This window comes from Anaerobiospirillum succiniciproducens DSM 6400 (assembly GCF_000482845.1).
Taxonomy (GTDB): domain Bacteria; phylum Pseudomonadota; class Gammaproteobacteria; order Enterobacterales; family Succinivibrionaceae; genus Anaerobiospirillum; species Anaerobiospirillum succiniciproducens.
In genome coordinates this window covers 1-25,801 of sequence record NZ_AXWV01000020.1, presented here as the reverse complement: position 1 = coordinate 25,801, position 25,801 = coordinate 1, and the positions used below count along the sequence as shown (strand labels likewise).

Here is a 25,801-nt window from a genome sequence, read left to right as displayed (position 1 = left end):
TAGCTTCAGATCACCTTACCAAAGCTAGCCTAAGCTTATTATGCGCTCCATGAAAATGGCCAGATGATGGCTATGAAAGAATATGTTTAGCAGCATGACCATCAGTACCATCATTCTTATAAGCAAAACTTATCCACATCCATTTTCATCACTGTACTCATAACAGCCTCCCCACTGGCTTAAGATCTCAAGCTCACTGCTGTATGCCCTGCTTTTCAACCCCACTATCACTTGCCAGCTCGACTTTAACTACCAGCGAGCAGGCCAGCACGCAGGTAGGCATGAGCTAGCTCTATGCTTTGCTACTACCTAGCGTGGCAAGATGAGGCTCAGTGCTTTTCTGATTTCTATGTGGGAGGCTAGCGCATCTTTTCTCACTAGCTGACTTATCGCTATGTGAGTGGGTACAGATTAAGTTGATGGAGCGTGAAGCTTGCTACTTAGTTTAGAAAGGTCCTTGCATTAAGTAGCTTGATGCAAGTTTGTCTTGAGAAAGAAGGCCTAATGGCATGGTATTTTGCTATCACAGTGATGCTGTGAGTGCTATTTGAAGGATTCCCTCATGGCTTGGGATGACAAGACATACGGCATACATAATTGCACTTTGTGCCTGTTAAATGGAGGCGTGTTGGGTGCAAAAGTGGCGTATTTGCGCTGCGCATGAGGGCTTATGGGGTGTGGTTTACTTTTTGGGTGATGGTCTGCTTGCACTTTGTTGCTCAATTGACTTAAGTTGCTGATTAATCACTTTCAACATGGCTTATATAAGCCGTTTATAGCCGTATAGATACAAGAATGCACTAAACTTTTACACACAATTAAGCGTGATCTTCGGCAGATTTATCCGAAACTTGTATCCCAAGCGCACCATTTGAGAGCACAAAACCTACAAAGATCACACTGATTTGTGTTTAAAGCATCTAAACAGGTGGTATTTAGGCAAGTGACTTAATTAACTCAGTTTAGAAAAGAATCCTTAATTTATGGGATCCAAATTTTGATCGACTGCACATATATATAAGTAGAGAACGCTGGCTAATAATAGGCTCTTGATACGATTTATCAATAAACTGAGAAACATCAGATAGATCAGGGGTTTTTTGTGAGCTAAACCCAATAATTTTAGATATGACTTATACAGATGGAAATTATTATCAACTAGAGTGTTTTCAAATCGGTGATTTCATTAATTTGTAGCCATTCGCTTGCACGAGTTCAGGTTTCTCATAGAAGCTGGCTGTCAACATAGCCCCGCTTCAAAGCTTATCTTAGACCTCTAAGAGGAGCAGTGAACTTGGATTAAGGAGCGAACTTAGGTAACTAAGTTCAATCCTTAAGACAAGTAGCAGAGATAGCAAAGGCAAGTCTCCTTTGGGATACGAAGCTTTTGGTTAGCACTGAGCTCAACAGACAAATTTGTACCTGACGCTCCACCGTCAAAAAACTTGAAGGCATAAGCTCGATTGTTTTTTCGTACAAAGCACTGTTGTAGCAAAACGGCGGCATTACTTGATCGTCTACCGCCGATTTCTATGAGTGACCTGTTGATGCATGCGGATGTAGGTCTATATCCCAAGGAGTTAATAATATGTCCCCTATGACTAAGTCATACATCGTCATCGCCGACATAGTATTATTTGTGCTGCTTTTAAACTTCCTGCCATTTGGCGACACTGAGAACAAGGGCTTAGCGCTCTTACTCTTTGTTGGTATCTTATGGCTCACCGAGGCAGTACACGTTACTATCACCGCGATCACTGTCCCAGTCCTCGCCATCGTGCTCGGTCTGGTTCCAACAACCAAAGCATTAAACGGCTTCTCTGATCCAAACATCTACCTCTTCTTCGGTGGATTTGCATTAGCAGCAGCCATGCACTATCAGAAGATCGACCGCATTATCGCTCAGCGTATTTTAGCTTTAGCTCGCGGCAATTTCTTCTTGTCCGTACTCTTCTTATTCACTGTAACCGCATTCTTATCCATGTGGATGTCAAACACTGCAACTGCAGCTATGATGTTACCACTGGCTATCGGTATGCTCTCTAACGTCAATTATGAAGAGAACAAGGGCACTTACGTATTCGTGCTGTTAGGTATCGCATTCTCTGCATCTATCGGTGGTATGGGCACCTTAGTTGGTTCCCCACCAAACGCCATCGTTGCATCTAACATGCATATGACCTTTGCTGACTGGTTCGTAATTGGCTTCCCATTCATGCTTGTGCTCATGCCAATTATGCTGATCTGCTTATTCCTTGTATTCCGTCCTAACCTCAAGATTAAGGTTGACTTCAAGGATGAGCAAGTCGAGTTGACTGGTAAGCGTTACTTAACCTTAGGCATCTTCGTTGCAATTGCTCTGTGCTGGATCTTCTCAGCTCAGTTAAACCCACTCATCTCTTCTCTGATGGGCTTAACCGCTAACATTGCATCTTTCGACTCTGTAATCGCTATCTTTGCAGCTATCATCGTAGTTGCCTTAAAGCTCATTAGCTGGAAGGAAGTTCAGGCTAACACTGATTGGGGCGTTCTGATGCTCTTCGGCGGCGGTATTACCCTCTCTGCCGTGCTCAAGGACTCCGGTGCATCTCAGATCATGGCAGACGGTATCGTACTCCTGATCGAAGGCCAGCACTACTTCGTCATCGGTCTGTTAGTTTCATTCTTCATCGTATTCTTAACAGAGTTCACCTCTAACACTGCATCTGCTGCTCTGTTAGTTCCTCTGTTCATCGCCATTGCTGAGAGCATCGGTGCACCTCCTTTAGGCTTAGCCTTAATCATCGGTTTAGGTGCTTCATGTGCGTTCATGCTCCCTGTAGCAACCCCACCAAACGCAATTGTGTTCGGTACCGGTTATGTTCCACAGGCTGCCATGATTCGCATCGGTTTAGTTCTCAACATCGTATGCTCATTCGTAATCGCAATTGGTGCATACTTCTTCTTCCTCTAAGAAGAACTACATACGAAACTAAATTCGCTACTTAAGTAGCAACCAAAAGATAATTAAGAGGCAGTATGCTCACGCATCTGCCTCTTTTTTATGCCCATCTCAAGCTACCCCATCCATCGTCTTTAATCTTCATTTGCTCACGCTCTTCACGTTGCACCCCATGTGCTGACAAGGTTAACGTCTGTCCTTCCCGCACTAACAGAGACGGTTAACGTCTGATCCTAACACTAGCGCACACGGCTAAAGCCTGAACCTAACTGAACTTGAAGCTAAATCTTTAGTCGCATGTCACTTGAAGCGAAAGTAAATACTTAGCTTAGTGATTCATTTATAAAACATATCCACTTTTATTGTAACGTGATAATCACAATGACGCATCAGAGCCATTTTCGATTTAGGCTCTATGCCATTTCTATTTTGGTTATCTCAAGGATGATGACGGCTTTTGAGGCTATGGTGTAGCAATTGCAGCTCATCTCATGGCTTGTTAATATGGCTATAGTCTGTTCATGAGGTGCTATATGCTCGAGTTTTCTATCGGAACTCTATTGTTTACTGTTACACCGCTTAAGGTTGGCATCGTTTTGTGTGCATCCGTACTTGTGAGCATCATCTACCGCTTTTTGTTTGCCCATCGCCGTGACGAGTGGTTTAGACGTACCAAAAGCACCATCATCAATCAGCGTGGTCCATTAGGCAACTACATCTCACTTGGCTACCCAGTTACTTTTAAAGGCTTTTTGGTGACCTTGGCTGTTGCTGGTGACTGTATCTTGATAGCCCTCATAGTTTTCTATATTGATTTTTAGCAAGCTCAAGCTAAGTCTCTAGCTTGATGCTATCTCATACTTTTCCGTCTTTTCCTAACGAGTGTCGCGATCCCATGATGGATGAGGATTGTGGCTAAGTTTGATGTACTCTTGCGCAATTGGTGGTTGCGAGCGTGCGTGGGCTATTACATTTGCTACTTAGGCTTTAGTGTTTTATGTGGATGTTAGAGCGCAATATGGTCTTGGTGCATTAATTTGAGGGGGCTTGGCTTCAAAGATCATACAAGCTGAGGATCGGCCTTGACAAAAGATCAGATAGCTTTACATATGCGATCATATTTTTAGGTAAGAGGGCTTATAGCTTGTGCTCAGATGATGCACAAAGCCCATTAGATGGGGTGTTGTATTCAAATCGTGGGATCCAAGTTTGAGCTTGAAGCTAAGTTATTCTTTTGTATTTTGCTAAAGTTTTCCCCGCTAACTAGGCTTGTATTAGGCACAAAATTGCCCTGCGCTATTTAGATAGCTGACAAAATCAGCTACAATCTTAGTCCTAAGGTATACACAAAGCTTGTAGACTGCCCCTTTTTGTGTAGTAAGTTAGTCTAGTGCCTTGCTACTCAACAGCGAGCTGCATCTTTTACCACTGCCCTCCGCTACTGTTTTTTCAGTGTTGTTAGCAGTGCTAAGAGCTGCACTCCGAAACGGTCTGATATGTTTTTTTACGTATCTGTCACTTCTCCTAACTGTTTCGCTCTTACACACCATGTTGAATATCAAAGTTACGAACAGAATGACACACGAGGATTTCGTTGCACACACGGATGCGACGCCTTTCATTCTGCCTCGAAAACATATCCTTGGCGTAGGATCTGTCGTAATTGTATGTGCAGTCCTAGTGCTACCAATGCCATCAACATGGGAACGCTTCTCTGAAAACAGCGCCTCGATTCGCGCTGGTGAAGAGGCTTACCTTGCCACCGATCAAAGTAGTAATGAGTATGCTGCACAAAATCAAACTGTAGGCACTCATCAAGAAAACTACGAAGATTACGACATCCCAAGCCGTTACTTTAGTTCATCCACCCCTGCAGATCCGGACACCTTAGACCAAATCTTTGAAGGTGCAAAAGATACTGTTAATGCTGTACTTGGCAATACAGTTGAGGGTACTTGGGCTGATGGCACTAAAGAAGCTGTCGAAGGCACGAGTGATGAAGATGATGATGAGCTCATCGCAAGTGAAGGCGCAACACAAGAAGTCTATCAGCGCCCAACTGGCACATGGTATCGTCAAACTGTACGCCGTGGTGATAGCCTTTCTGGCATTTTCACATACCTAAACTTGCCATACGCCACCTTAAACCGCGTCACCAAGGTCGCAAAGAAGCGCGATCTGCGCCTTAACATCGGTGATCCAATTTACTTCTTGATCGATGATGACAATGTGGTCAAAGAGATGGTTAAGCCTATCTCTAAGACTCAGCAGGTACGCTTTACTCGTTTAACTGCTACTGATGACTTCCATGTAGTGTACGAGGCTATTGGTAGCCATGCTGAAGAGTCAGCCTTAGCAGCCATTTCAAATGCCGACAAGATGCCGCTGGCAGTTCAAGCTGCAAAAGAGCGTGCTGAGCGTGATGCTTTAGCTGCTAAACAGCTTGCCGAACGTATTGCGCTTGAAAAAGCCATGAACAAAAACCCTAATCGTCCTCGTTTAGTAATTAACGAGATCAAGAAGGGTGAAAGCTTCAAGACTGCAGCTCATAGAGCTGGTCTTACTCCATCTGAGATCAGATCGATTAACGATATTTTCAAAAACAAGATCGCCACCACTAAGCTTAAGGCTGGCGACAAGTTCCGTGTTCTCTTTAGCGGCATCGGCACTGATGCCCTCATCTACGCGGTTAGATTGGATACTTCCAAGGGTAGTTTTGAGACCTTCATGAACCCTGAAGATCGCAACTACTACGGTGAGAATGAGTACACCCCAACAGCAGGTATTTTCCGTCGTTTCCCTCTAGCAGGTGAAGTTAAGGTTAACTCCCACTTCAATCCACAGCGACGTCACCCTGTTACCCGCCGTATTAGTCCGCACAATGGTGTGGACTTTAAGGCCGCCGTGGGTACCCCAATTTACGCCCCAGCAGACGGTACTGTAACTTTCTCAGGCTATCAAAGAGCTGCAGGTTACTATGTAATTGTTAGCCACGCTAACAATTTCTCCACTGTGTACATGCACCTGTCTAAAGCTGAGGTCAAGATGGGTCAAAAGGTTATCGTAGGTCAGCTCATTGCTCGTTCTGGTAATACTGGCCGAACCACTGGCCCACACTTACACTACGAGATTCGTATTAACGACCGTCCTGTAGATCCGCTCAAGATTGACCTACCAAGTTCCAATCATCCAAACTTGGCCCGAGAGCAGCGTGAGGCCTTTGCCAATAACGTAAAGATTCTCAGGGCCGACCTTAAGAACGACAATCTCGCTCTGTCCAAGACTAAATAATATTATTGCAGCAGCCTTAGGCTGCTGCTTTGCTTTTAGCCATTCACAAGCTAAGCCCCTTTGAATCTTTTGCACCGCCCTATTTTCAAGATCGCGCCTAATTTGCACATAAGCACGCATACTATTCCTAGCTTTAGCCCCGCCGCATTTCATGGCAAACACAGCCCCTCTTCTCAAGCTTAAAAAAGCCCCATCCGCTCTTATCTTGCAGCCAGCTGCTTGCTACTGCATGTTTGTTGCTCGCTGCTACATGTTTGCAGCGTGCTAGCTTGATTGCTTTTGCTTGCGCTCCTCGCTGTTGAGGTGAATTTGCGCTCATCACTTTTGTCCATGAGCCTATCACATCAAGCGGTATCCGAGTTAATGTCCTTGAAGGGCGTGATTGCGCGTGGTTGCAGGCCTGATTGGATAGATTACACTTTGGTACGGCTCTGGTTGGATAGATTACACTTTGGTACGACCCTGATTGGATAGATTGGCAGATGGCGCGTCGTTGCGGTTTGTTTAGTGTGCTCTCGCAGTGGTTGTTGAGCTTTTGTTGGCTGGATTACTAGTCAGGCAGTCAGATGCTCGGAAATGAATCATGTGCTTATGGTGATTTTGACTAGTCTGATGGTCTATGAGACCTCATGGGAAGATTTGTGGTGCAGCTAGGTTTTGATGCTATGAGCTAGCTCTTGGTATCTATTGCGTAGGTGGATGGCTCTGTTTTTGTTGAAAAGATGAGGAGCTGTTTATGTTTATAAATGGCTATTGCATCAAAAAGCTTACATACAAATAGATACAGTTATATTGTGTAGATGGCAATGGCGATTTTTTGATGAGCTGCTATGCATAAGTTCTTGAGGATGTGCAAAGAGTTTTTTAGATCTATGACTATCCTCAATGATCTGATCACGTCTTATGGTCGCATGGGGGCTTTTCATGGTAAATTCACTAGGCCAATACCCTGTGCAGGGTTTCTTCAAACAAACCATTGGTCAGAGTGCTGTTTGCTTTTTACAAATAGCCATACCACTGATGGGCTGTATAGTGTCAGCTAAGCGTGTTAGTTTTTAGCAGATTCGAGTCTGTACTAATAACTCTAAAGCTTAAGGAGTCTTACTTTAAAAAGGGCTTATGTTAGTGACTAGGCCATTTTTTAAAGGCGCTGCGTCTTAAGTACTTTTCTATTAAGACTTGTTTAGACTGATGCTGAGTAGAAGTTGTAAGTGCTTTTTGCCAAAGCTTAAGTTTTAGCGATGCTGTTTAATACCAATTTGTCCAATGAAGCAGCCATTTTAACTAAATGGTTAGTTTCAATCCCGTCCGTTGCTCATGCAAAAGGACCGTCCTTAATCACTAAGGCAATCTATGATGGCCTTGGTGAGTTTCCGTATTTCAAAAATCACGCAGATCATCTCAATCTCATTGCGCATGAAGAGTCTTCAAAAAGCTCCATCGTAGCTTTAGTTAAGAGTTTTGATGCCATTGAAGATACTTTGGTGATCTTATGTGACACGGATACAAACAGCCCGTACCACTATGGTGTACTTAAGCGCTTCTCGACTAATTGTGATGAGCTACAAAAGCAGCTCTCTCAGAGCAAAGACATCACTAACGAGACTTTAAAGAAAGGCATTGATTCAGGTGATTTAATGTTTGGCCTGGGCATCTTGCAAAGCAAGTGTGCCACTGGCTCCATGTTAGTTGCCTTAAAAGAGCTTTCTGACAATCATGTGCGTCTTAAGCTGAACATTCTGTTTATTTGTACTTCTGAAAGTGCCATTCAGCATCGCGGCATTAAAAAGTGCATTCCATTTGTTCATGACTTAATCAAAAAAGAGCACCTAAAGCTGCGTCTGTGTGTCAACGCTAAGCCAAACTTCCCTATCTCTCGCACTGACAAAGATCTGCACATCTACACTGGCAACTACGGTAAGGTAGAGCCATCTTTCTACATAATTGGCAATTCTGCATCGGCCTTTAGACCATATGCTGGTTTCTCTGCATCCATCATTGCCTCAGAGCTCATTCGTGAGTTAGAGCTCAACCCACTCTTTAGCCAAAGCCTCCATCAAAAGCCATTAGTACCTACTTTTGATAGCTTACGCGTCAAGGAGTTTGGCAAGGACTATAGCCCTGATGGTATGCAAATTAGCTTTAGCATGCCACTTGTAAACATAAGCTTAGATGACTTACTTGAGCTGTTGAAAAATAGCGCTGCTAAGGCAATTGAAAACGCTGCTGAGCTTATTGATCAGCGTGAGGCCTCATATGCCAACCTTAATCACGAAGAGTTTATTCCTCTTGCTCAAGATGCTGAGGTGGTGTCTTTTAGTGATTTACTTGAGCGTGCCTCCCATAATTTTACTGGCGATCTTAACAAGGCCTTGCAAGGCATGGTGCTTAAATGCCGTTCTGAGGGCTTATCACTGCATCAAGCTGGCATTACCATCATTGAGCGCCTCAATGAGCTTGCCAAGTTGCCACGCCCTTCAGTAGTGGTTTACTTTACTGACAACTATGTACCTACCCAAGGACTGTCAGCAAGCTCTAGCCAGGATCGTGAGTTATTTATGATCCTCGATGGACTTATTAACAAATTCTCTGCCGTAAGTCCTATCGTGCCTACTATGGCCACAAACTATGCGCCATCTGATGCAGGCTTTAGCCGTCCAGTAAATCTTAAAGATTCACTCAATACCTTAGCACGCGAGTGCCCAGTTGGCATTAGCGATATCGAGGGTATTGACGTTCCTACTATCACCATTGGTGTTAAGGGCGATCACTTAACTTTACTTACTGAGCATGTTGACACTAGCATGTGTCAGTATCTGCCAGCTTTTGTACTCTCACTAGCTGATGCCATTGCTAATACGCCAGAAAATAGTCTTGAAAATTACCAAGACGATCTGCAGCGTCACCTTGATGCTTTAGAGCATCGAGCTGAGGCCATTGCCGGAGCCGCAATCAATGCTGCACAGCAAGCTCATGAGCATCGTAGTGGCGATAACACCTTCTACTCTAAGCTCTCTCAAGGCACCTTAGAGCCAGAGTCTTTAGACAGTTTCTTAAAGCAGCAAGGCAGCCAAAGTGGCTCCTCTATGAGCGGCCCCATGCTTAGCGCCCCAAGTGCTCAAGCAAATCCCAGTGCAGCCTCTAACGTAACTCAGGAGCAAGCTAAGGCTGAGGCAGATGAGCAAGCTAATGGACATGCTCAAGCACAGTCACGAGATGATACTCAGTCACTCTCAGATGCTCAGTCACGTGCTGAGGCTGAGGCAAGAGCGGCGGCCCAAGCTGAGGCCGAGGCACAGGCCAAGGCTGAAGCTGCAGCTTTAGAGGCCAAAGCACAAGCAGAGGCTAAGGCCCGTGCAGCAGCATCTGCTGCAGCACAAGCCAATGCTGCTAAGGCATTCTTTACTGCTCCAGCACAAAGTCAAGCAGCTGAAGATACAGACTCACTTAGCCGTGAGCAAAAGATCAATCCATATGCTGAAACAAATGCCGTAGCGCAAGAGATTGCTCAGCGCATCAATGCTGAACAAGCCTATGCAGCATCTGCGCAAGGCAGCATTGAGCAGAGCGAGGATAACTATCCAAACGAGTATCAAGATGATGAAGAGGATTTAGATCCTCCTCAGTATGTTGAGGCTCAGGAAGTTCAGGACACCGACTCAGTACATGCGTCAAATGCACAGAACACTGCAGCACAAAGCGATGTGTCATATGTCAGTGCTGCCTCTGACGATGAAGATGGCATCATCAGCCCACAAGCACATACCGACTTTAGTAAGCTCTCAGCACAAAGCGTCTATACCGATGCTCAGGTCTTATCCGAAGTCCCTGGTGATGGACTGTCTGAGCCTGTAGTTGAGCTTACCCAAGTTAAAGTTGCAGCCACCGAAGAAAAGCACTTTGGACTGTTCAATAACCTTGGCAAGATCTTCAAGCGTAAGAGTGCTGATAGTAAGGATGAGTCCAAGGTCGACACTGCACCTGCTATCGACACTGCAACCGCTCTCGATAGCGAAGCCGCGCCGGACACTGCCGCTGAGTCACAAGTAAATGAGCTTGATAGCACCATCAGTGCAGCTAACTCTGATCTTGCTGCTGCCAATGTAAGTGCCCAAGATGATGTCGCAACTGCAGCTGAACTTGCTAGCTCCGATAATGCAGCAAGTGAGGATGTAGCTTACGAGCAAGAGTCTGATGAGACTGACGTTGCCACTAGTGCAGCATTAAATGCTGAGGGCGATGTAGATGCAAATGCAAATGCAAATGCAAATGCAGATGATCCTAGCGTTACTGCTGAAGCTCGTGAAGCTCGTTTAGAGCGAGAGCTTGATAGCATCGTACAAAGCGATGTCTTAAATGCTGATGACGATAAGACTGATGCTGTAATTGCATCCATGCACACTGCAGCTGTTGGTAGTGAAGATAAGACTATCACCATGCAAGCAGAGCCTCCTCGTAAGAGCATTGAGAGCATCCTAAGTTCTATCGAGCAGCAAACTAAAGTTGAAAGCAAGAGCTATGTAGCTACTGAGGATACAGCCAGTGCATCTGCTAGCGCTGCTACTCAAGATCGCAAGCCATCCATGAGCTCTGTTGATGAGATCAATGATGACAATGTTGCCTCATTGATTGCATCTTCTATCAATAGAAAGATTGAGCAAAACAATCTAGTCTCTATCGATAGTCCAAAGCCATATCGCCAAAGCGCTAATCCACTCTCTGATGTTATCTATGCTGATTCAGTGAGCGTAGGCGAGGTACGTACAACTGATAATGGAGCAGCAAGAAAAGAGAGCGCTGCTAGAACATCTGCACCAAGCAGTGATAACACCAATGCTAGTAATAATGGCCCATTAAACTTTAATGGCGCTGCTGCTACTGCAGCTGTGGCTCATGATTTAGATAAGCCAGCCAACCTGTCTTTAGACTCTGCTCCAAAGCCTTTTACCCTGCCTGATGAAAACGCCATTGCCGGTGCAATTGCAGGGAATAACAGCGCATCAGCTAAGCGCTTTTTAGTGGTTAATAGCGATCCGCAGAATACCCGTGATCCTGAAGAGGTCTATGCAGAGGCTCGAGCTGAGGCTGAAGCTGCTAAGTTAGCTGCCGCCGAAAAGTCCCGTCGTGAAGGCCAAAGAGCTATTGCGATGGAAGCTATTCGCGCCGCTCAAGCCGCTCAGAAAGCCCAGAAGGCTGAGTCATTCGATGCACAAGCCAAGATGGCTGAGTCATACGATGCACAAGACAACTCTAGCGACGAAGCTGCTAAGACCGTAGCGTCTGCAGAGGATTCAAGCGCAGATCTAGTAACTAATGCTGAGCAAGTACCATCAGACAATACCGAAGCACTGGACGCTGCTCCATCTCAAGATGTTGCTACAGAGCCTGAGGTAGAGTCTGATAAGAGTGGTGCTGATGCTAAGCCTACTGCTAGTGCTAGTGCTGCTGTGGCTGCAGATGCTAGCGTAGCTCCTAAAGCATCTCCAAGCGATGTGAAGGCTGATGCTCCTATTGCAGCTGCTAAGGCAAGTAAAAAGCTTGAACCACTTGATGCTGCAACCTTAAGAGAGATTGCTGCACTTAAAAAAGTTAACTCTGAAGAGGCTATTGCTGAACTGCTCTATGCCTCGGACTTAGATGAAAAAGACGCTAACGGCACTGAGAGTGACGTACAAGAGCAAAATGCTGCTCAAAATAGCGTTGCAGCTGACGTTGAAGCTGAGTCTCAGCCTAAGGATGAATCTAGCGAGCAAGAGATTGCTGTAGTACCAGATACCATTTTAAGTGCTAAGGCCATTATCACTACCTCTAAGACAGAGACTACAAACTCAGTCATTACTGATTCACGCGCAACTAAGCCATTTATGGATCCTGTTGAGGCGATCACCACTGAGGTTCTCGACGAGAAGGACGCCCAATCAAAGTCTACTGATGGTGTTGCCACTGTTATCACCTCTGGAGCTTATACCCCTGCCTCAACCGATGCTGAAGCTGATAATAATGCTGCTTTAGTAGTTGAGGAACAGTCACACAAAGATCCTACCGAGGAGCACTCTTACACCACTGAAGAGACCGATGACTATGTAGCCACTGTAATCACTAAGACCATTATCCAAAAGGATGAGACCCTTAGTGAGGGCAATGCTGCTGCCAATGCAGATATCAATACTGATGCAAGCGCAAATGTAGATGATGCAGCCGGTGCTGCTGACACTGATGCAGCCGATGCGGCTAATGCAACTGCTGAGAGCGCCGCTAGTGATGGTGCTGCAAGTGATAATCAAGGCACTGCCGATACAGCGGATCAAGGTGCTCAGGCGCAAGGTGGAGATGGTGCTGATGAGGCATCTAATGGCACTAGTGCTGAGGAAGAGGCTAAGATCGCTGCCAAGGCGGCTTTAGATGAAAAGCGTGCGGCATTGCGTAGAGCTATGTACGGTGATGATGCCGATAATATGCCGCCACGTCGTAAGCGTGGTAGCTATATCGACTTAACTGGCCGTGGCGATGTTTTAAGCTACGATCCTGATGAGCTTACTAAGAGCTTTGAGCAACCTGAAAACTCTCAATCTGGTGCTAATGTAGTTGACGGTGCTTTAAGCCGCAACGTGCCTGTATCGTCACTGTCATCTGCTGAGATCAGAGCTATGGCTCAGGCTAAGGCAGAGGCTGACAGAGCTGCAGCTGAAGCTGCTAATGCCGGTGCTGAGGCTATTAAGGCTAAGAGCCCTGGTGTACGTATTATGCGTACTACCACAGCTCCAAAGGCCCAGCCTCAAGCTCAGCAAGATCAGATGGTTTACTCACAAGGCGGCGCAGTAGTGGTCTCTAAGCGAGTCTCTGCTGAAGAGGCAGGTGCTCTGCTCAATGCTAATAAGCAAAGTGCACGAATCCCTACTTCGCCTACCGCTATTGAAGGCTCTACTAGCTATCTTGAGCGTACAGCTGAGAAATCTATCATGAGCCAACATGAGCGTATTAAAGAAGACGCTAGCGTTCCTACTACCATCGTAGTACGCGGCAATTAACGTTTATCAAGCAACCTAAAGTCCAAAGCTCTAAAGTACTATGCTCTATTAGCTTCAAGCATTGGCTATGGTTGCTCTCTAAACCACTGATTTACAAACTTAGATTGCTTTACACCACACTTTAACTGTCACCAAGGCTATTTAGCCACCAGAGGACTAACTACTGTCAAAGATCAGATGAGATTGAATTTGTTCGATGTCAGAGATCAGATGAATAGTGCGCTGTTTGTGTCTGCAATCAGAGATCATATGAGGCTGCCTTAGTCCGATGTCAAAGATCAGGTGGAGCAGGCGCGGCTTGTGTCTGCAATCAGAGATCGGACGAGGATGCTTTATCTGATGTCAAAGCTTAGATGAGCGGGCGCTTGTCCTTATGTGTCTTTATGTTAAAGATCGTGGATGGTGCAGATATGGTATGCATGTTGGCAAATGATGCTTTTTAACCATACGTAGTTAAGAAGTTTTCGCAACTAGAGATACAGTGCTATTAGATTTTTGCTGATAAGTAGATAATCTTGAAGCCCAAGCAACTTGACATCAAGTGTAGCTGCGCTGTGTACTTATGCAATCAAGGCCCAATGATTGCACGTGCAACAAAAAATAAACTAGCACATGTTTTATTATGGTTTTAGTGACCATGATCCGACACTTTGTGCTTTATGAAGATTAATATAGCGCTAAGCCTTTATCTTTGCGCTTTTACTGAGGCTTACTAGTCTCTTTGAGCTTAAGACTGGTATAGCTTTATTAACCTTAGGCGTGGATGCAAATAAAAGCATCGTGTCAAAGATTGTTAAGCGTTATCCCTTGTACAAACTTTGACAAACGCCCATCAACATATTGACCCTTCTGTTTATCTAAAAGCTGAGTCTTTTAGATGTGATGGGCAAACGCGCTATCAGGGTATGCAACTACACACTGCTACTTGATACTCCAGGTCGCGAAAAAGAAAAGAGTTCACTATGGCTGAAGTTAACTTCGACACCACAGGCCAGTTTTCTGGCTGCATACTACTCTCAAGTCCTTCATGGGATCAGAGTAAGCTTTTAAGCGATCTCAAAGAAAAGTGGGATATCGAGCCTAAGGAGAATCTCTCTAAGAGTGACTCTGAATTGATCTTTGACTTAGATGGTATTCATGCTGCTTTCATGTTTGTGCCAGAGCACATGCCTGATGGTGAGGCAGAGGCCTATGCGTCTAACAACTTCCAGTGGCCCGAGGCCAATGCTGTAGCCCAGGCTCATCAAGGCTACATCCACATCTCTGTACATGCCGATTTTCTTATCGACACTATCGACCGCGCCAAACTCTTTACTAAGCTCATGTCCGCTGGCAGCCGTCAGCCTTTTGCAAGCGGCGTTTACACCTCTGGCGTAGTGGTAGAACCAGTTTATTACGATCTCTTTTCTGACATGCTCAAGCACGACTGTCTGCCAATTGAAACTTGGATTTGGTGCGGTGCTGTGACCATCGAAAACGAAGTGATGTGCTATACCTTTGGTATGGAAAACTTCGGCATGGACGAGATGGAGATCTGCGATCCAAATATGGACATCGATGGCATGCGTGAGGTGTTACGTAACCTTGCTTACTATGTGCTAGAAAACGATGCCATCTTAGGCGACGGTGAGACTGTAGCTTTCTCAGATCAAGAGAGCTATACCGTAACTCACTCTCGCGGTATCGCCATGCCAGATCAGATGACCTACAAGGTCTCTCGTAATGAAGAAAATGTTGAGGTGGTTGCTACCGAAGCTGAGGATGCCTCCACTGACAATGCTCAAATTATCGACGAGCACAGCATTGTAGTTACTGGCCTTGAAGAAGAATCAGATCCACATATTGCAGCTTTAGCTCGCAAGATGATCTCTTTCTTAAACTGCGATTGTTCCTATATTCCACCAACTTCCGATATCGCAGCTATTCGTGAGGCTTACGATCAAGCATCTGTACAAGGTTTATCTGAGGGCTTTGTCCCAATGTTAATTGCAGTTAACGACCTGCTCTTACAGTGCATGATTGTTAACTCAGATCCATTTACCGAGTCAGAGGATGGTCTTGAGTTCTCCTTTGATCACGTTCGTGATTACCGCTCTACTGCTTTATCTACCGAAAGCGATAACGGCAAGGTAACTTTAGCCTATCGCATTAGTGAGTGCGAAGAAAAGGCCGCTAAGGACAATATCGACTGGGATCAACTCATTATCGGTCGCGTTGAGAACGGTCGTTCCTACAATAACTTCTCCTCAGTTATCGACCACGACACTGAGATGAGTGTGCCGCTGTTACTTGCTAAGCTGCCTGTAACTAATCCATGGGATGTCTTTGCCTTCTTACCATTTGGCGGCTGGGGTGACTGCCCTGCTCCTGAGGATATTACCTCTATCTCCAAGTTCTGGTTTGAGCGTTACCAAGCTATGCCTGCTGTACTCACTCATGATGAGCTTGAGTATATTGTTCCAGCTCCAGTACCTGAGGATAAGGCTTTAGAGCTAGCAGTTGAGCAATACGGTCTGTGCCATGAGCTCACAGAGTTGCACCACTATGTTGGTTGCCTTGCTGACTCACTTAGACAGTCTACTGTTTGGTACTTCTGGTGGCGCTAAGGCTTTTATAGCTAAGCGCTTTCATAGCTAAGGATCTTCATAGCTAAGATCCTTAGAGCAAAGTGTCTTTAGCTCTTATAGCTAAGGACATTTATTGCAAAGGCCTTAATTGCTAAGAGCCTTAGAGCAAAGTGCCTTTAGCTCTACTTAGACCTTACGGTCTCATGTAAAGCCCTACTCTTAGCTAGCTGCATTTAAGCGAGCGCGAGCTTGCTAGATTGGCCATACAAACCATCCTAAGACGCAAAAAGCCGCAGCTGCGGCTTTTTTGCTATATGAAAGATAATCATCAGTGCCCATCATTTTGGGCAGTTGCTGAGTAATGAGCTAGACGTTATAGTGCGGTAATAAGCGGCGAGTTTGTCTGTAAGTATAGGCCAGAGTGTAAATAGACTCACATGCAGTAGAGTCGAGTTTTACGTAATTGCCGATAGTGGCACCGTCTTTGAGGTGTAAGCTCTCTACTAGCTTAACTACATCCACCATTGGCAGTCCCATCTCAAAGAAGTTTTGCGGCAGACCACAACGATGGAAGAACACTCTGAGCGCCTCAATACCCTTGAATGCTGTATCGGTTGGATCATCGTAATTAAGCGCAATACCAAAGACCTTATTGGCAAACTGAGCCATACGCATTGGATTGTGCTTTAAGCAATATGTCATCCATGCTGGGATGAGTACAGCAAGGCCTTCACCACGTAGAGTTCTGTAAGTAGCAGCGAGCTCAAGCTCAAGCACATGCACCGACCAATCTGCCTCACGACCTAAACCACACATACCATTTTGTGCCAAGGTGCCGGCTAGCATGAGATTAGCACGTGCATCGTAATCATTTGGATCTTCAATAGTACGAGGTAGAGTGTTGATGATAGTGCGTAAGATACCTTCGCACAGTTCATCAGTGAGATTTACGTTTGGAGTATTAGTAAAGTAGCACTCAATAACGTGAGCGATCATGTCCATTGCAGCAACTGCAGTAGACTTGTTGTCGATAGACAAGCTCAGTTCAGGATTGATGATGGCAAAACGAGGTAAGAATGCTGGCGAGCTCTTATTGAACTTACGCAGCTTGCCATCAATCTCACGGGCGATGGTACAAACTGCAGAGCATTCGGCACCGGTATCAGATGAAGTGGTAATAGCACCATTAATCAAGGTACGTACTGGCTCACGTACTCCTGAAAAGAAGTCCCAAAAGTCACCAGCGTATAGAGCACCTGCACTAATAGCTTTTGCGCTGTTAATCGCTGAGGCACCGCCTACAGCTAATACCGCATCAATATGCTCTTGTCGGCAATAGTTAATGCCTTCATAAACAGTATCGGCCCAAGCAATTTCTTGAGTCTTACCAAACACAAAAAACTCTAATCCGGCGCGATCTAATGAGCGCTTAATACGATCAAACAAGTCAGGTTTATGGGAGGCGTCATCATAATGAATCATGATACGACGAGCACCTTCATACTTTAAGATTGAGCCTGCCTCGTTCTCACGGCCACGTCCGAACATAACAAAGGTACGGCGCTGATAGTCAAAATTCTGCATGGCTCCGATGCTCCTTATTATTTCAAACGGGCAAAAACTAATTTAGCAAAGATATGAGCTTAAGTAGCTCACAACGCTTTTTTAGTGAGTGAGGCAAGTATAGCATGATTGCTAAAGCCCATAGCGCCTAGTGCAAGCAAAGACAGCTATGCCCATGCTTAAGCCAAAGTCTAACCACCATTAGCTGCTAAGCTATCAAAAACCTAGCCACGTCACCATAACATAAATAGTTGCATGCACATTTTGCAAAATTGTCAGCTTTTGCATGCATATTGACCATATGCCAATGTAAGTGGGCTTGGCAATGTTTTAACCGCTTGTTGTCGTTAGGCCCTTGTTTCATGGGCTTTGTAAGGCGCTGGCATTTTAAAGGGCAAACTATTTACGTAAATACTTGTCCTAAGATGTCGCAAAGTCCGAGAAATTCTGTATTATACGGGCTTATCATGGGGCAGTTGTCACTGTTTCGTGAGCAAAATGGCACCTGTATTGTCATGGTGTCATCGGCCTATGCACTACAAGCTTAATCATTTAGCTAGGTGCTTTTCTGCTTTGCGCCGAGAGTACTCGCCGTTTATTATGCAGGTCTAGGCCCGAAAAGTATTATTGTGGCCGGGCTGCGGCAGCATAAGGAACCATCTCTACGCAAACACCATGTTTGCATGTAATGACTAATAACACTTGTCACATACGATGCCTTATAGCTGTGTACACCAAAAGGTGTCCTGCAGCTGCCCGCTGAAGTGAAATACCACATACATGAGCTTAAGTTAGACCTAAATTTAACATTAGCTCGCTACAGTTGTTCTACTCAAGCAACTAAGCTATGAGTAAACAGCCTAAGGTAATCGCTTGGGGCGGGGTCCTTCTTACCTTTCATCTTGGACTTATACGAGTGGAAAATACTCCTAAGTTGCAAGCGGCAGAAGCCGCTTCAAATGAGGCAAGTGCTGCAACTAGCACTCCAACATCTCCTTTATCAACCGTTCAGGGCATCAAGAACTTAGCTGCAGCCCCAAAGGGATCTGCCTCCCATCGCGTAGGTGAACTGCCAGGTCAAAAACCTTCTCCTGAGAAGCAGAATCGTAAACCTATTCTGACTGTCAAGAAGCTCACTAAGCGCTTTGATAATTTCGTAGCTGTAGACGAAGTGGACTTAACCATCTATGAAGGTGAAATTTTCGCCTTACTCGGCTCTTCAGGCTGCGGTAAATCCACTTTGTTACGTCTTTTAGCAGGTTTTGAGCAGCCAACCTCTGGCTCTATCATGCTCTGCGGCGAAGAAATGATCGGTGTACCACCGTACAAACGTCCTTTAAACATGATGTTCCAGTCTTACGCTCTGTTCCCATACATGACCGTAGGCCAAAACATCGCTTTTGGTTTAAAGCAAAGCAAGTTACCAAAGGATGTAATTCAAGACCGTGTAGAGCGTATGCTGCGTCTTGTACACATGGAAAACTATGTTGACAGAAAGCCATATCAGCTCTCTGGTGGTCAACGTCAGCGTGTGGCTTTGGCTCGTTCTTTAGCTAAAGAGCCTCGCCTGCTGCTCCTTGATGAGCCAATGGGTGCACTTGATAAGAAGCTGCGTGAGCAGATGCGTCTTGAGCTCGTTGACATCATCAACTCAGTTAATGTTACCTGTCTGATGGTTACCCACGATCAAGAAGAAGCCATGACTATGGCTGATCGTATTGCCATTATGGATAGAGGTGAGTTTATTCAGGTTGGTGGTCCTCGTGAAATCTACGAAAACCCTAACTGCCGTTTCTGCGCTGAGTTCATCGGCTCAGTAAACATCTTTGAAAGCTCCTTAGTAACCTCTTCAGCTACCCAATCTTTAATCAAGGCTCGTGATTTCAACCACTTAATTGAGTTATCTCACGATATCGATTTGGCTGACGGTATGCCTCTCATTATTGCGCTGCGTCCTGAGAAGATTTACATCTCTCATGAGCGCCCTGCTGAGAATACCAACTGGTGTGAGGGTGTAGTAGAGAACATCGCTTACTTAGGCGACGTGTCTATTTACTACGTAAAGCTCACCAACGGCCGTATTGTTACTTCAACACTGCCTAACGTAGACCGATTCAAGCAAGGCCTTCCAACTTGGGAAGACCATGTTTACTTAAGCTGGGATCCAGATTCCTGTATTGCGCTGACCATTTAATGGCCATCGACCACCAAGTGATAAAGCAATGCCCTCTGGGCAAAGATGGCCTCAGACATAAACATATGTCTGACCATCAGCTTGCACTCACTTAAGGACATGCCCCTCAAGACACAAATAGATCTATCTAAAAGATTGTATCTTCACAAAGATACCTGCAGCATCAGGCAGAGAACAGCTTGAAAAAAAGCAGCTTTCACTGACACACTGTAGATATCTCATAGCGCTCTTGAGGCAAGCTATTGTGCACAACTATACAGGTAACTGCGATGTCCACTGGCTTAAGCTCGAATCTTAGTTTTATCCGACGCGCTTTTGCTACAAAGCGTGTTACATCAAATGAGACTGGAATGATGAGTACACATCAGCACACTTGGCGTGATTACGCACTCATTTTTCTACCGTACCTATGGATGGTACTGTTCTTCTTACTGCCATTCTTGATCATCTTTAAGATCTCTTTGTCAGTATCAGAAATCGCCATTCCTCCGTACTCTCCTTTAGTTACCTTTGAAGAGGGTGCCATGCAGATCATTCTGCATTTGGAAAACTACACCTACATCTTCACTGATCCTGAAGGAACTTATATTCGCTCCTACCTGAAGTCTTTACAGGTAGCAACATTCTCTACTTTCTTCTGTTTGTTAATCGGTTATCCGATTGCTTGGGCGTTAGCCACTGCTCGTCCTGCTATGCGTAACGTACTGTTCATGCTCATCATTATGCCGAGCTGGACTTCGTTTGTAGTACGTATCTACGCATGGATGACTCTGTTAAAGCGCGATGGTCTAATCAATGAAATCTTGATGACCTTAGGCATTATCGATGCGCCGATTCAGATTCTGCAAACAGATGCTGCAGTTTATATCGGTATTGTGTACTGCTACTTGCCGTACATGGTACTGCCGTTATTCTCAGCATTAATGAAGGTTGACTACTCATTAATCGAAGCTGCTTCAGACTTAGGTTGCCGTCCTGTTAAGACTTTCTTTAACTCCTTAGTACCGCAAACTAAGTCAGGTATTGTTGCCGGCTCTATGCTCGTCTTTATCCCAGCCATCGGTGAATACGTTATTCCTGAGCTGCTTGGCGGTAAGGGCTCGATCCTCATCGGTCGTATCTTATGGCAAGAGTTCTTTAACAATCGTGACTGGCCACTTGCTAGTGCTGTAGCCATCATCATGCTCATCATCCTTGTGATCCCAATTGTGGTCTTCTACAAGATCGAGCGTAAGGAACAGGAGAGGATCAATGCACGGAAGTAAGCAAAGCAAGGCTGCCATTGCACGCGGCGTGATCATCGCCTGTGCCTTGGTATTCTTATACCTGCCTATCGTGACCTTGATTGTGTACTCATTCAATGAGTCACGTATGGTGACTGTTTGGACGCAGGCATCTTTAAAGTGGTACCGAGCCTTATTTAACAACTCAGACATCATCCGCGCAGTTGGCGTATCGCTCTTAGTAGCGTTTATGACTGCTTGTGCCTCCGTGGTGTTAGGCACCTTAGCTGCATTCGTGTTAACCCGCGTAGGCAGCTTTAGAGGCGAGTCATTATTTGTACTGTTAATGACCGCTCCTATGGTGTTACCTGAGGTTATTACTGGTCTTGCACTGCTGCTGATCTTCGTAACTTTAGGCTCTCATATCCCTATTTTTGCTGATCGCGGCATTTGGGCCATTTGGATTGCTCACGTAACTTTCTGCTCAGCCTATGCAACTGTAGTTATCCGCTCTCGTTTTAGAGAGCTTGATACCTCCATTGAAGAGGCTGCTATGGACTTAGGCGCAGGCCCTGTCAAAGTATTCTTTGCCATTATCCTTCCTGCCTTAATGCCATCTGAAGTTGCTGCATTCTTACTGGCTTTCACCATGTCTATGGATGATTTGGTGATTGCCTCATTTATTGCAGGCCCTGACTCCACTACTCTACCTATGCTGATCTTCTCATCAGTACGTAGAGGCCTGTCACCTGAGATCAATGCGTTAGCAACTATCATCGTCTTCATCGTATCAATCTTTACCTTCTTTGCTTGGTTATCCATGGTCAAGAAGCAAAAGCGTAAGCGTGCCGATGCAGCTAAGGCTGAAAAGGCCTCCGCAGAAGAGCAAAAACTGCATTACTTTGCACCACACGGCGATGAAATGCTCGATAGCGACTTCAAGCTCAATCCAGTAGCTCTGGCACTGTTGCAAGCTCAGGCTAAAGCTTTAAGCCGTGGTGAAGATACAGCTGCAGCAACTGCTTTAGCTTTAAAGTCGATGCGTAGCCCTAACGTGGTTGATACCAAGGGTAGAAAAGCTGGCGCTGTGGTAGCAGCAGAAGATGGCGAGGCAGTGGATAACACCGAACTTGCTGAGGCCTACGCAACTGCTGCTGAGCAAGCTTTAGAGCGTGTTGAGCGTGAAGAGGCCGAAGCTGCATTGCGCGAGGCTCAAGTCCAACAAAGCAAGGCCGAACCAAGCACAGTAGCTGTAAGCCCTGTAGTGACCGAAGAGCAAGCTGCAAAATTAGAGGCTGCTCGTAAGGCTGCATCCGAAGCCGCATCTGCCGAGGTCAAGAAATCCTCAAGCAGCTCAGCTAAAGATGCAACCGCAGCTCAGAGAATCGAGTCAGAGGGTATAGCTCAAGCTGGTATGGCTCGCGTGTTAGATCACGAGGAGTTTGGTGAGGTTAAGTTCAATCCATCTAATGGTGAAGATCAAGACCTTATCGCCCCTGCCCCAACTTCAATGAAGGCAAAGCTTAAGGGTGCAACAGCTCCTGCTACTACCTCTACCTCGCTTGCTGATGCTAAGGCACGTAAGGCTGCAACTAAGGCCGCAATTAGCAAGGCTCAAAGTAGCGAGACTGAGTCAAATGATTCACTTGAAGTAGCCAGCGACAAGAGCAATGCAAAGAGCAGCGTAGTGGCCACAACTGCAAGCTCTCTTGCTCAATCAAAAGCCCGCAAGGCAGCAGCCGCTGCCGCCCGTGCTCGCGCCCTAGCCTCAAGTGCATCAGATAACAAGAGCGCTGCAGAAGTCACCAAGACCTCATCATCTGATATTGCTAGCGCCAACGTCATCGACAACACTGACAAGTAACCTAGCCACTCAACCCAAGGCTAGCACTCCCTAGCCTCCAAAAGCCCCGATTCTTCACCAAGACTCGGGGCTTTTTCATCCCTCCGCATACACTCCATAATTACTCACCGTTTTTTACATAAATAACATGTAAATAACGATGGCAAATCCGTTTCACAGCCCCTCAAAACCAATAGATACACAATATCTACAGCACCATCCAAAAGTAAAAAATAATGTGTTTACGATCAAACATTTTTACTTTGCTATGTTTTACAAATACAAATAAAACAACATAATCGTTAGCAAGTGTAAGAAAGATCATAATGCCCCGAACCGATGTGTATTGACCCGTGGGCAATGCAAACAACTAACTATAAGGATCTGTCCCATGGCAGTTTACGTAAACACCAATTACAGCGCCCTTCAAGGCCAAAGATACCTGACTAATGTCAACAATAATCTCACTACTACCTATCAAAGACTGAGCTCAGGCCTTCGTATTAACAGCGCCAAGGATGACGCTGCAGGCCTTCAAATCGCCGATCGCCTGACATCACAGATCAACGGCCTCAACCAGGGTAACCGCAACGCTTCAGACGGTATTGCTCTTGCTCAGACCATTGAGTCCGGCATGGACGAGATCTCAGGCATGCTCCAAAAGATCCGTACCTTAGCTGTACAGGCTTCAAATGGTACTAACACAGCTGAGGATCGCGCTGCTTTAGCAAAAGAAGCAAGCTCTTTAACTGCTGAGATTGCTAGAATCTCACGCCAAACTACATATGGCGGTAAAAGTATTCTTGCTGGTGCTACAAAAGGTGCAATTTATTCTGAGGCAGCTGCTGGTCAGGCCTCAAAAGGCGGTAAAGTTACTCTGCAGGTAGGTTCAAACAAGGGTGACACCATTACTTTTGATGTAGCTAGCTTTAAGTTTTCTGTTATTGCAAAAGGCTTATCTACTGGCATCAATAAAGATGACCCTACTGCGACCAAAGGTAAAGCCATTTTATTCTCTACTGTTGAAGCAGCTCAAAACCTGATTGCAAATATGGATGGCATTATTGCTAAGGTTGATGGACAACGTGCCAACTTAGGCGCGATCCAGAACAGACTTGAGAGCTCCATCCGCAACCAGTCTAACGTTGCTGCTAACGAAGCTGACGCTCGCAGCCGTATCCGTGATGCTGACTTTGCTGAAGAGTCTGCAAACCTTTCACAGCAGTCCATTATCCAGCAGGCTGCTGCCTCTATGCTGATGCAGGCTAACACCCGTCCTCAGCTTGGCTTAAGCTTATTAGGCTAATCGTAAGGAGGACTTTCCCATGGCAGTATATGTAAACACCAATTACTCAGCCCTTCAGGGCCAGCGCTACTTAGGTAATGTTCAGAACTCTCTGACCACTACCTACCAGCGTTTATCAAGCGGTATGCGTATTAATAGCGCTAAAGACGACGCTGCAGGTCTCCAGATCGCTGACCGTTTAACCTCCCAGATCAACGGCCTCAACCAGGGTAACCGTAACGCTGCAGACGGTATTGCATTAGCCCAGACCATCGAAGCTGGCATGGACGAGATCTCTGGCATGTTCCAAAAAATGCGTACTTTAGCTGTTCAAGCTAACAATGGAACCAATACCATTGAAGATCGCAAGGCTTTAGCCAAAGAAGTTGCAGCTCTAGCGACTGAAGTTAACCGAATTGCAACCCAAACTACTTTTGCTGGCAAGACCGTGTTAAACGGCAAAGGTGATACTTCTATTTACGGCGCAGCTGGTGGTGGTCAACCTCCAGGTGGCGGTAATAACGGCTCTGCTGGTAAAGCAGGCGATACTGGCTCTATAACTCTACAAGTTGGATCGAACAAAGGTGACACTATCTCCTTTGATGTTGAGTCTGTTATGTTCTCTAAACTGGCAACAGTTACTCAGCTTGTCGGAAATGGCAAAGTCTTTTCTACAAATCAGAACACAGGCGAGATAACGGTATTCTTCTCAAAGGCAAAGACAGACGCAAGCGCTGACTCATTTGGTGGCATCATCGAAATGTTTGATGCAGCCATTTCAAAGATTGATGGTATGCGTGCTGGGCTTGGTGCCATCCAAAATCGTCTTGAGAGCTCTATCCGCAACCAGTCCAATGTTGCTGCTAACGAAGCTGATGCACGCTCACGTATTCGCGATGCTGATTTTGCTGAAGAGTCTGCAAACTTATCTCAGCAGTCCATTATTCAGCAGGCTGCTGCCTCAATGCTGATGCAGGCTAACACCCGTCCTCAGCTTGGCTTAAGCTTATTAGGCTAATCGTAAGGAGGACTTTCCCATGGCAGTATATGTAAATACCAATTACTCAGCCCTTCAGGGCCAGCGCTACTTAGGTAATGTTCAGAACTCTCTGACCACTACCTACCAGCGTTTATCAACGCATGGGTGCCCATAATTACCACCTTAAATTAAATCGACATACTGCGAATATGCCTAAACTTCGGGTACGCCAGTTACGAAGTTATTCACTTCCAGTGTAAGATATAATGTGTACACTGAGATTTTTTCAAAAACATGAGAAGCTGAATCAACTGCGTAAAACCTGATTTTTAGGAGGCTCGCAGAGCAGACAGCGATCACAGCAGAGTCCTGTAGAAGACAAGGGGCGGCTGGGAAGACCGTCCTCCCCCCTCAGAGGCTCTTCTGTGATCCGCAGCCGATTTAATGTGGTAAAAACGGGCCCCGTTGTGCAAGCGGTATGCGTATTAATAGCGCTAAAGACGACGCTGCAGGTCTCCAGATCGCGGATCGCTTAACCTCCCAGATCAACGGCCTCAACTGATACAAGAGTGTTATCATAAACGTAATTGCCATGTAGACGATTGCCATATATAGGCTACTTTTCAAACTTTTCTTAAATAATTTACGCACTGATTCTCCTCAGTGCGTTTTTTTTAGCTCTCTCTAGAAACGTTTCTCTTATGACAGTGACTAAAGGCTGTACTCTTTTAGAGCGCATAGTCGAGATCGATCTGTAAACGTTTCTGCATTTTAGGCAGTTGTCATAAAATCGGATAAAACAGCATAAATATCACGTTTCTAGTGTCTGCAATTGTTATAAGAGATTACTGCCTCTTCGTTGCTTTTTAGTCGTTGCTCGCGCTATA

Annotated in this window: 11 protein-coding genes and 1 pseudogene; 11 read left to right on the top strand and 1 reads right to left on the bottom strand. The window is 45.6% G+C overall.

Annotated features, from left to right (window positions below):
* Positions 1-1,588: 1,588 nt before the first annotated feature.
* From H524_RS0103175 to H524_RS16305, 5 genes are all read left to right on the top strand, one after another.
* A complete protein-coding gene (locus tag H524_RS0103175; RefSeq protein ID WP_027939182.1) occupies positions 1,589-2,953 on the top strand; it encodes an SLC13 family permease in 1,365 nt (454 codons plus the stop codon).
* Positions 2,954-3,474: 521 nt separating this feature from the next.
* Complete coding sequence (locus H524_RS14000; RefSeq protein WP_044121364.1) at positions 3,475-3,762, top strand: hypothetical protein; 288 nt, start codon at positions 3,475-3,477, stop codon at positions 3,760-3,762.
* 868 nt (positions 3,763-4,630) lie between these two features.
* Positions 4,631-6,232, top strand: a complete 1,602-nt coding sequence (locus H524_RS16310; RefSeq protein WP_052338877.1) for a peptidoglycan DD-metalloendopeptidase family protein — start codon at positions 4,631-4,633, stop codon at positions 6,230-6,232.
* 1,241 nt (positions 6,233-7,473) lie between these two features.
* On the top strand, positions 7,474-13,260 hold the full coding sequence (locus tag H524_RS0103155) for a zinc-binding metallopeptidase family protein (protein ID WP_027939181.1): 5,787 nt from the start codon (positions 7,474-7,476) through the stop codon (positions 13,258-13,260).
* A gap of 962 nt (positions 13,261-14,222) precedes the next feature.
* Positions 14,223-15,866 (top strand): DUF4253 domain-containing protein, encoded by a 1,644-nt coding sequence (locus tag H524_RS16305; protein ID WP_052338876.1) that lies wholly within the window; start codon positions 14,223-14,225, stop codon positions 15,864-15,866.
* Between the two features lie 327 nt (positions 15,867-16,193).
* Here the strand turns inward: H524_RS16305 and H524_RS13985 are convergent, their stop codons facing one another.
* On the bottom strand, positions 16,194-17,411 hold the full coding sequence (locus H524_RS13985; RefSeq protein ID WP_044121362.1) for an iron-containing alcohol dehydrogenase: 1,218 nt from the start codon (positions 17,409-17,411) through the stop codon (positions 16,194-16,196).
* A 1,048-nt stretch (positions 17,412-18,459) separates the two neighbouring features.
* Between H524_RS13985 and potA the strand changes: the two genes are divergently transcribed.
* The 6 genes and pseudogenes from potA to H524_RS16995 all read left to right on the top strand — a co-directional run.
* A complete protein-coding gene (gene potA, locus H524_RS0103140; protein WP_027939180.1) occupies positions 18,460-19,584 on the top strand; it encodes a polyamine ABC transporter ATP-binding protein in 1,125 nt (374 codons plus the stop codon).
* A gap of 413 nt (positions 19,585-19,997) precedes the next feature.
* Entirely contained in the window at positions 19,998-20,849 is an 852-nt protein-coding gene (locus tag H524_RS0103135; protein ID WP_342663613.1) for an ABC transporter permease subunit, read from the top strand.
* A complete protein-coding gene (locus H524_RS17945) occupies positions 20,836-22,671 on the top strand; it encodes an ABC transporter permease subunit (RefSeq protein WP_317383726.1) in 1,836 nt (611 codons plus the stop codon). The genes H524_RS0103135 and H524_RS17945 overlap by 14 nt, the downstream gene beginning before the upstream one ends.
* 370 nt (positions 22,672-23,041) lie before the next feature.
* The gene (locus H524_RS0103125; protein WP_027939178.1) at positions 23,042-23,956 is read left to right on the top strand and encodes a flagellin N-terminal helical domain-containing protein; all 915 of its coding nucleotides are present in this window, start codon (positions 23,042-23,044) and stop codon (positions 23,954-23,956) included.
* 19 nt (positions 23,957-23,975) lie between these two features.
* Positions 23,976-24,953 carry a flagellin N-terminal helical domain-containing protein gene (locus H524_RS0103120; protein WP_027939177.1) on the top strand — a complete coding sequence of 326 codons (978 nt, stop codon included), beginning with the start codon at positions 23,976-23,978 and terminating at the stop codon, positions 24,951-24,953.
* Positions 24,954-25,377: 424 nt separating this feature from the next.
* Positions 25,378-25,473: pseudogene (locus tag H524_RS16995) on the top strand (flagellin N-terminal helical domain-containing protein); the annotation flags it as partial.
* Positions 25,474-25,801: the final 328 nt, after the last annotated feature.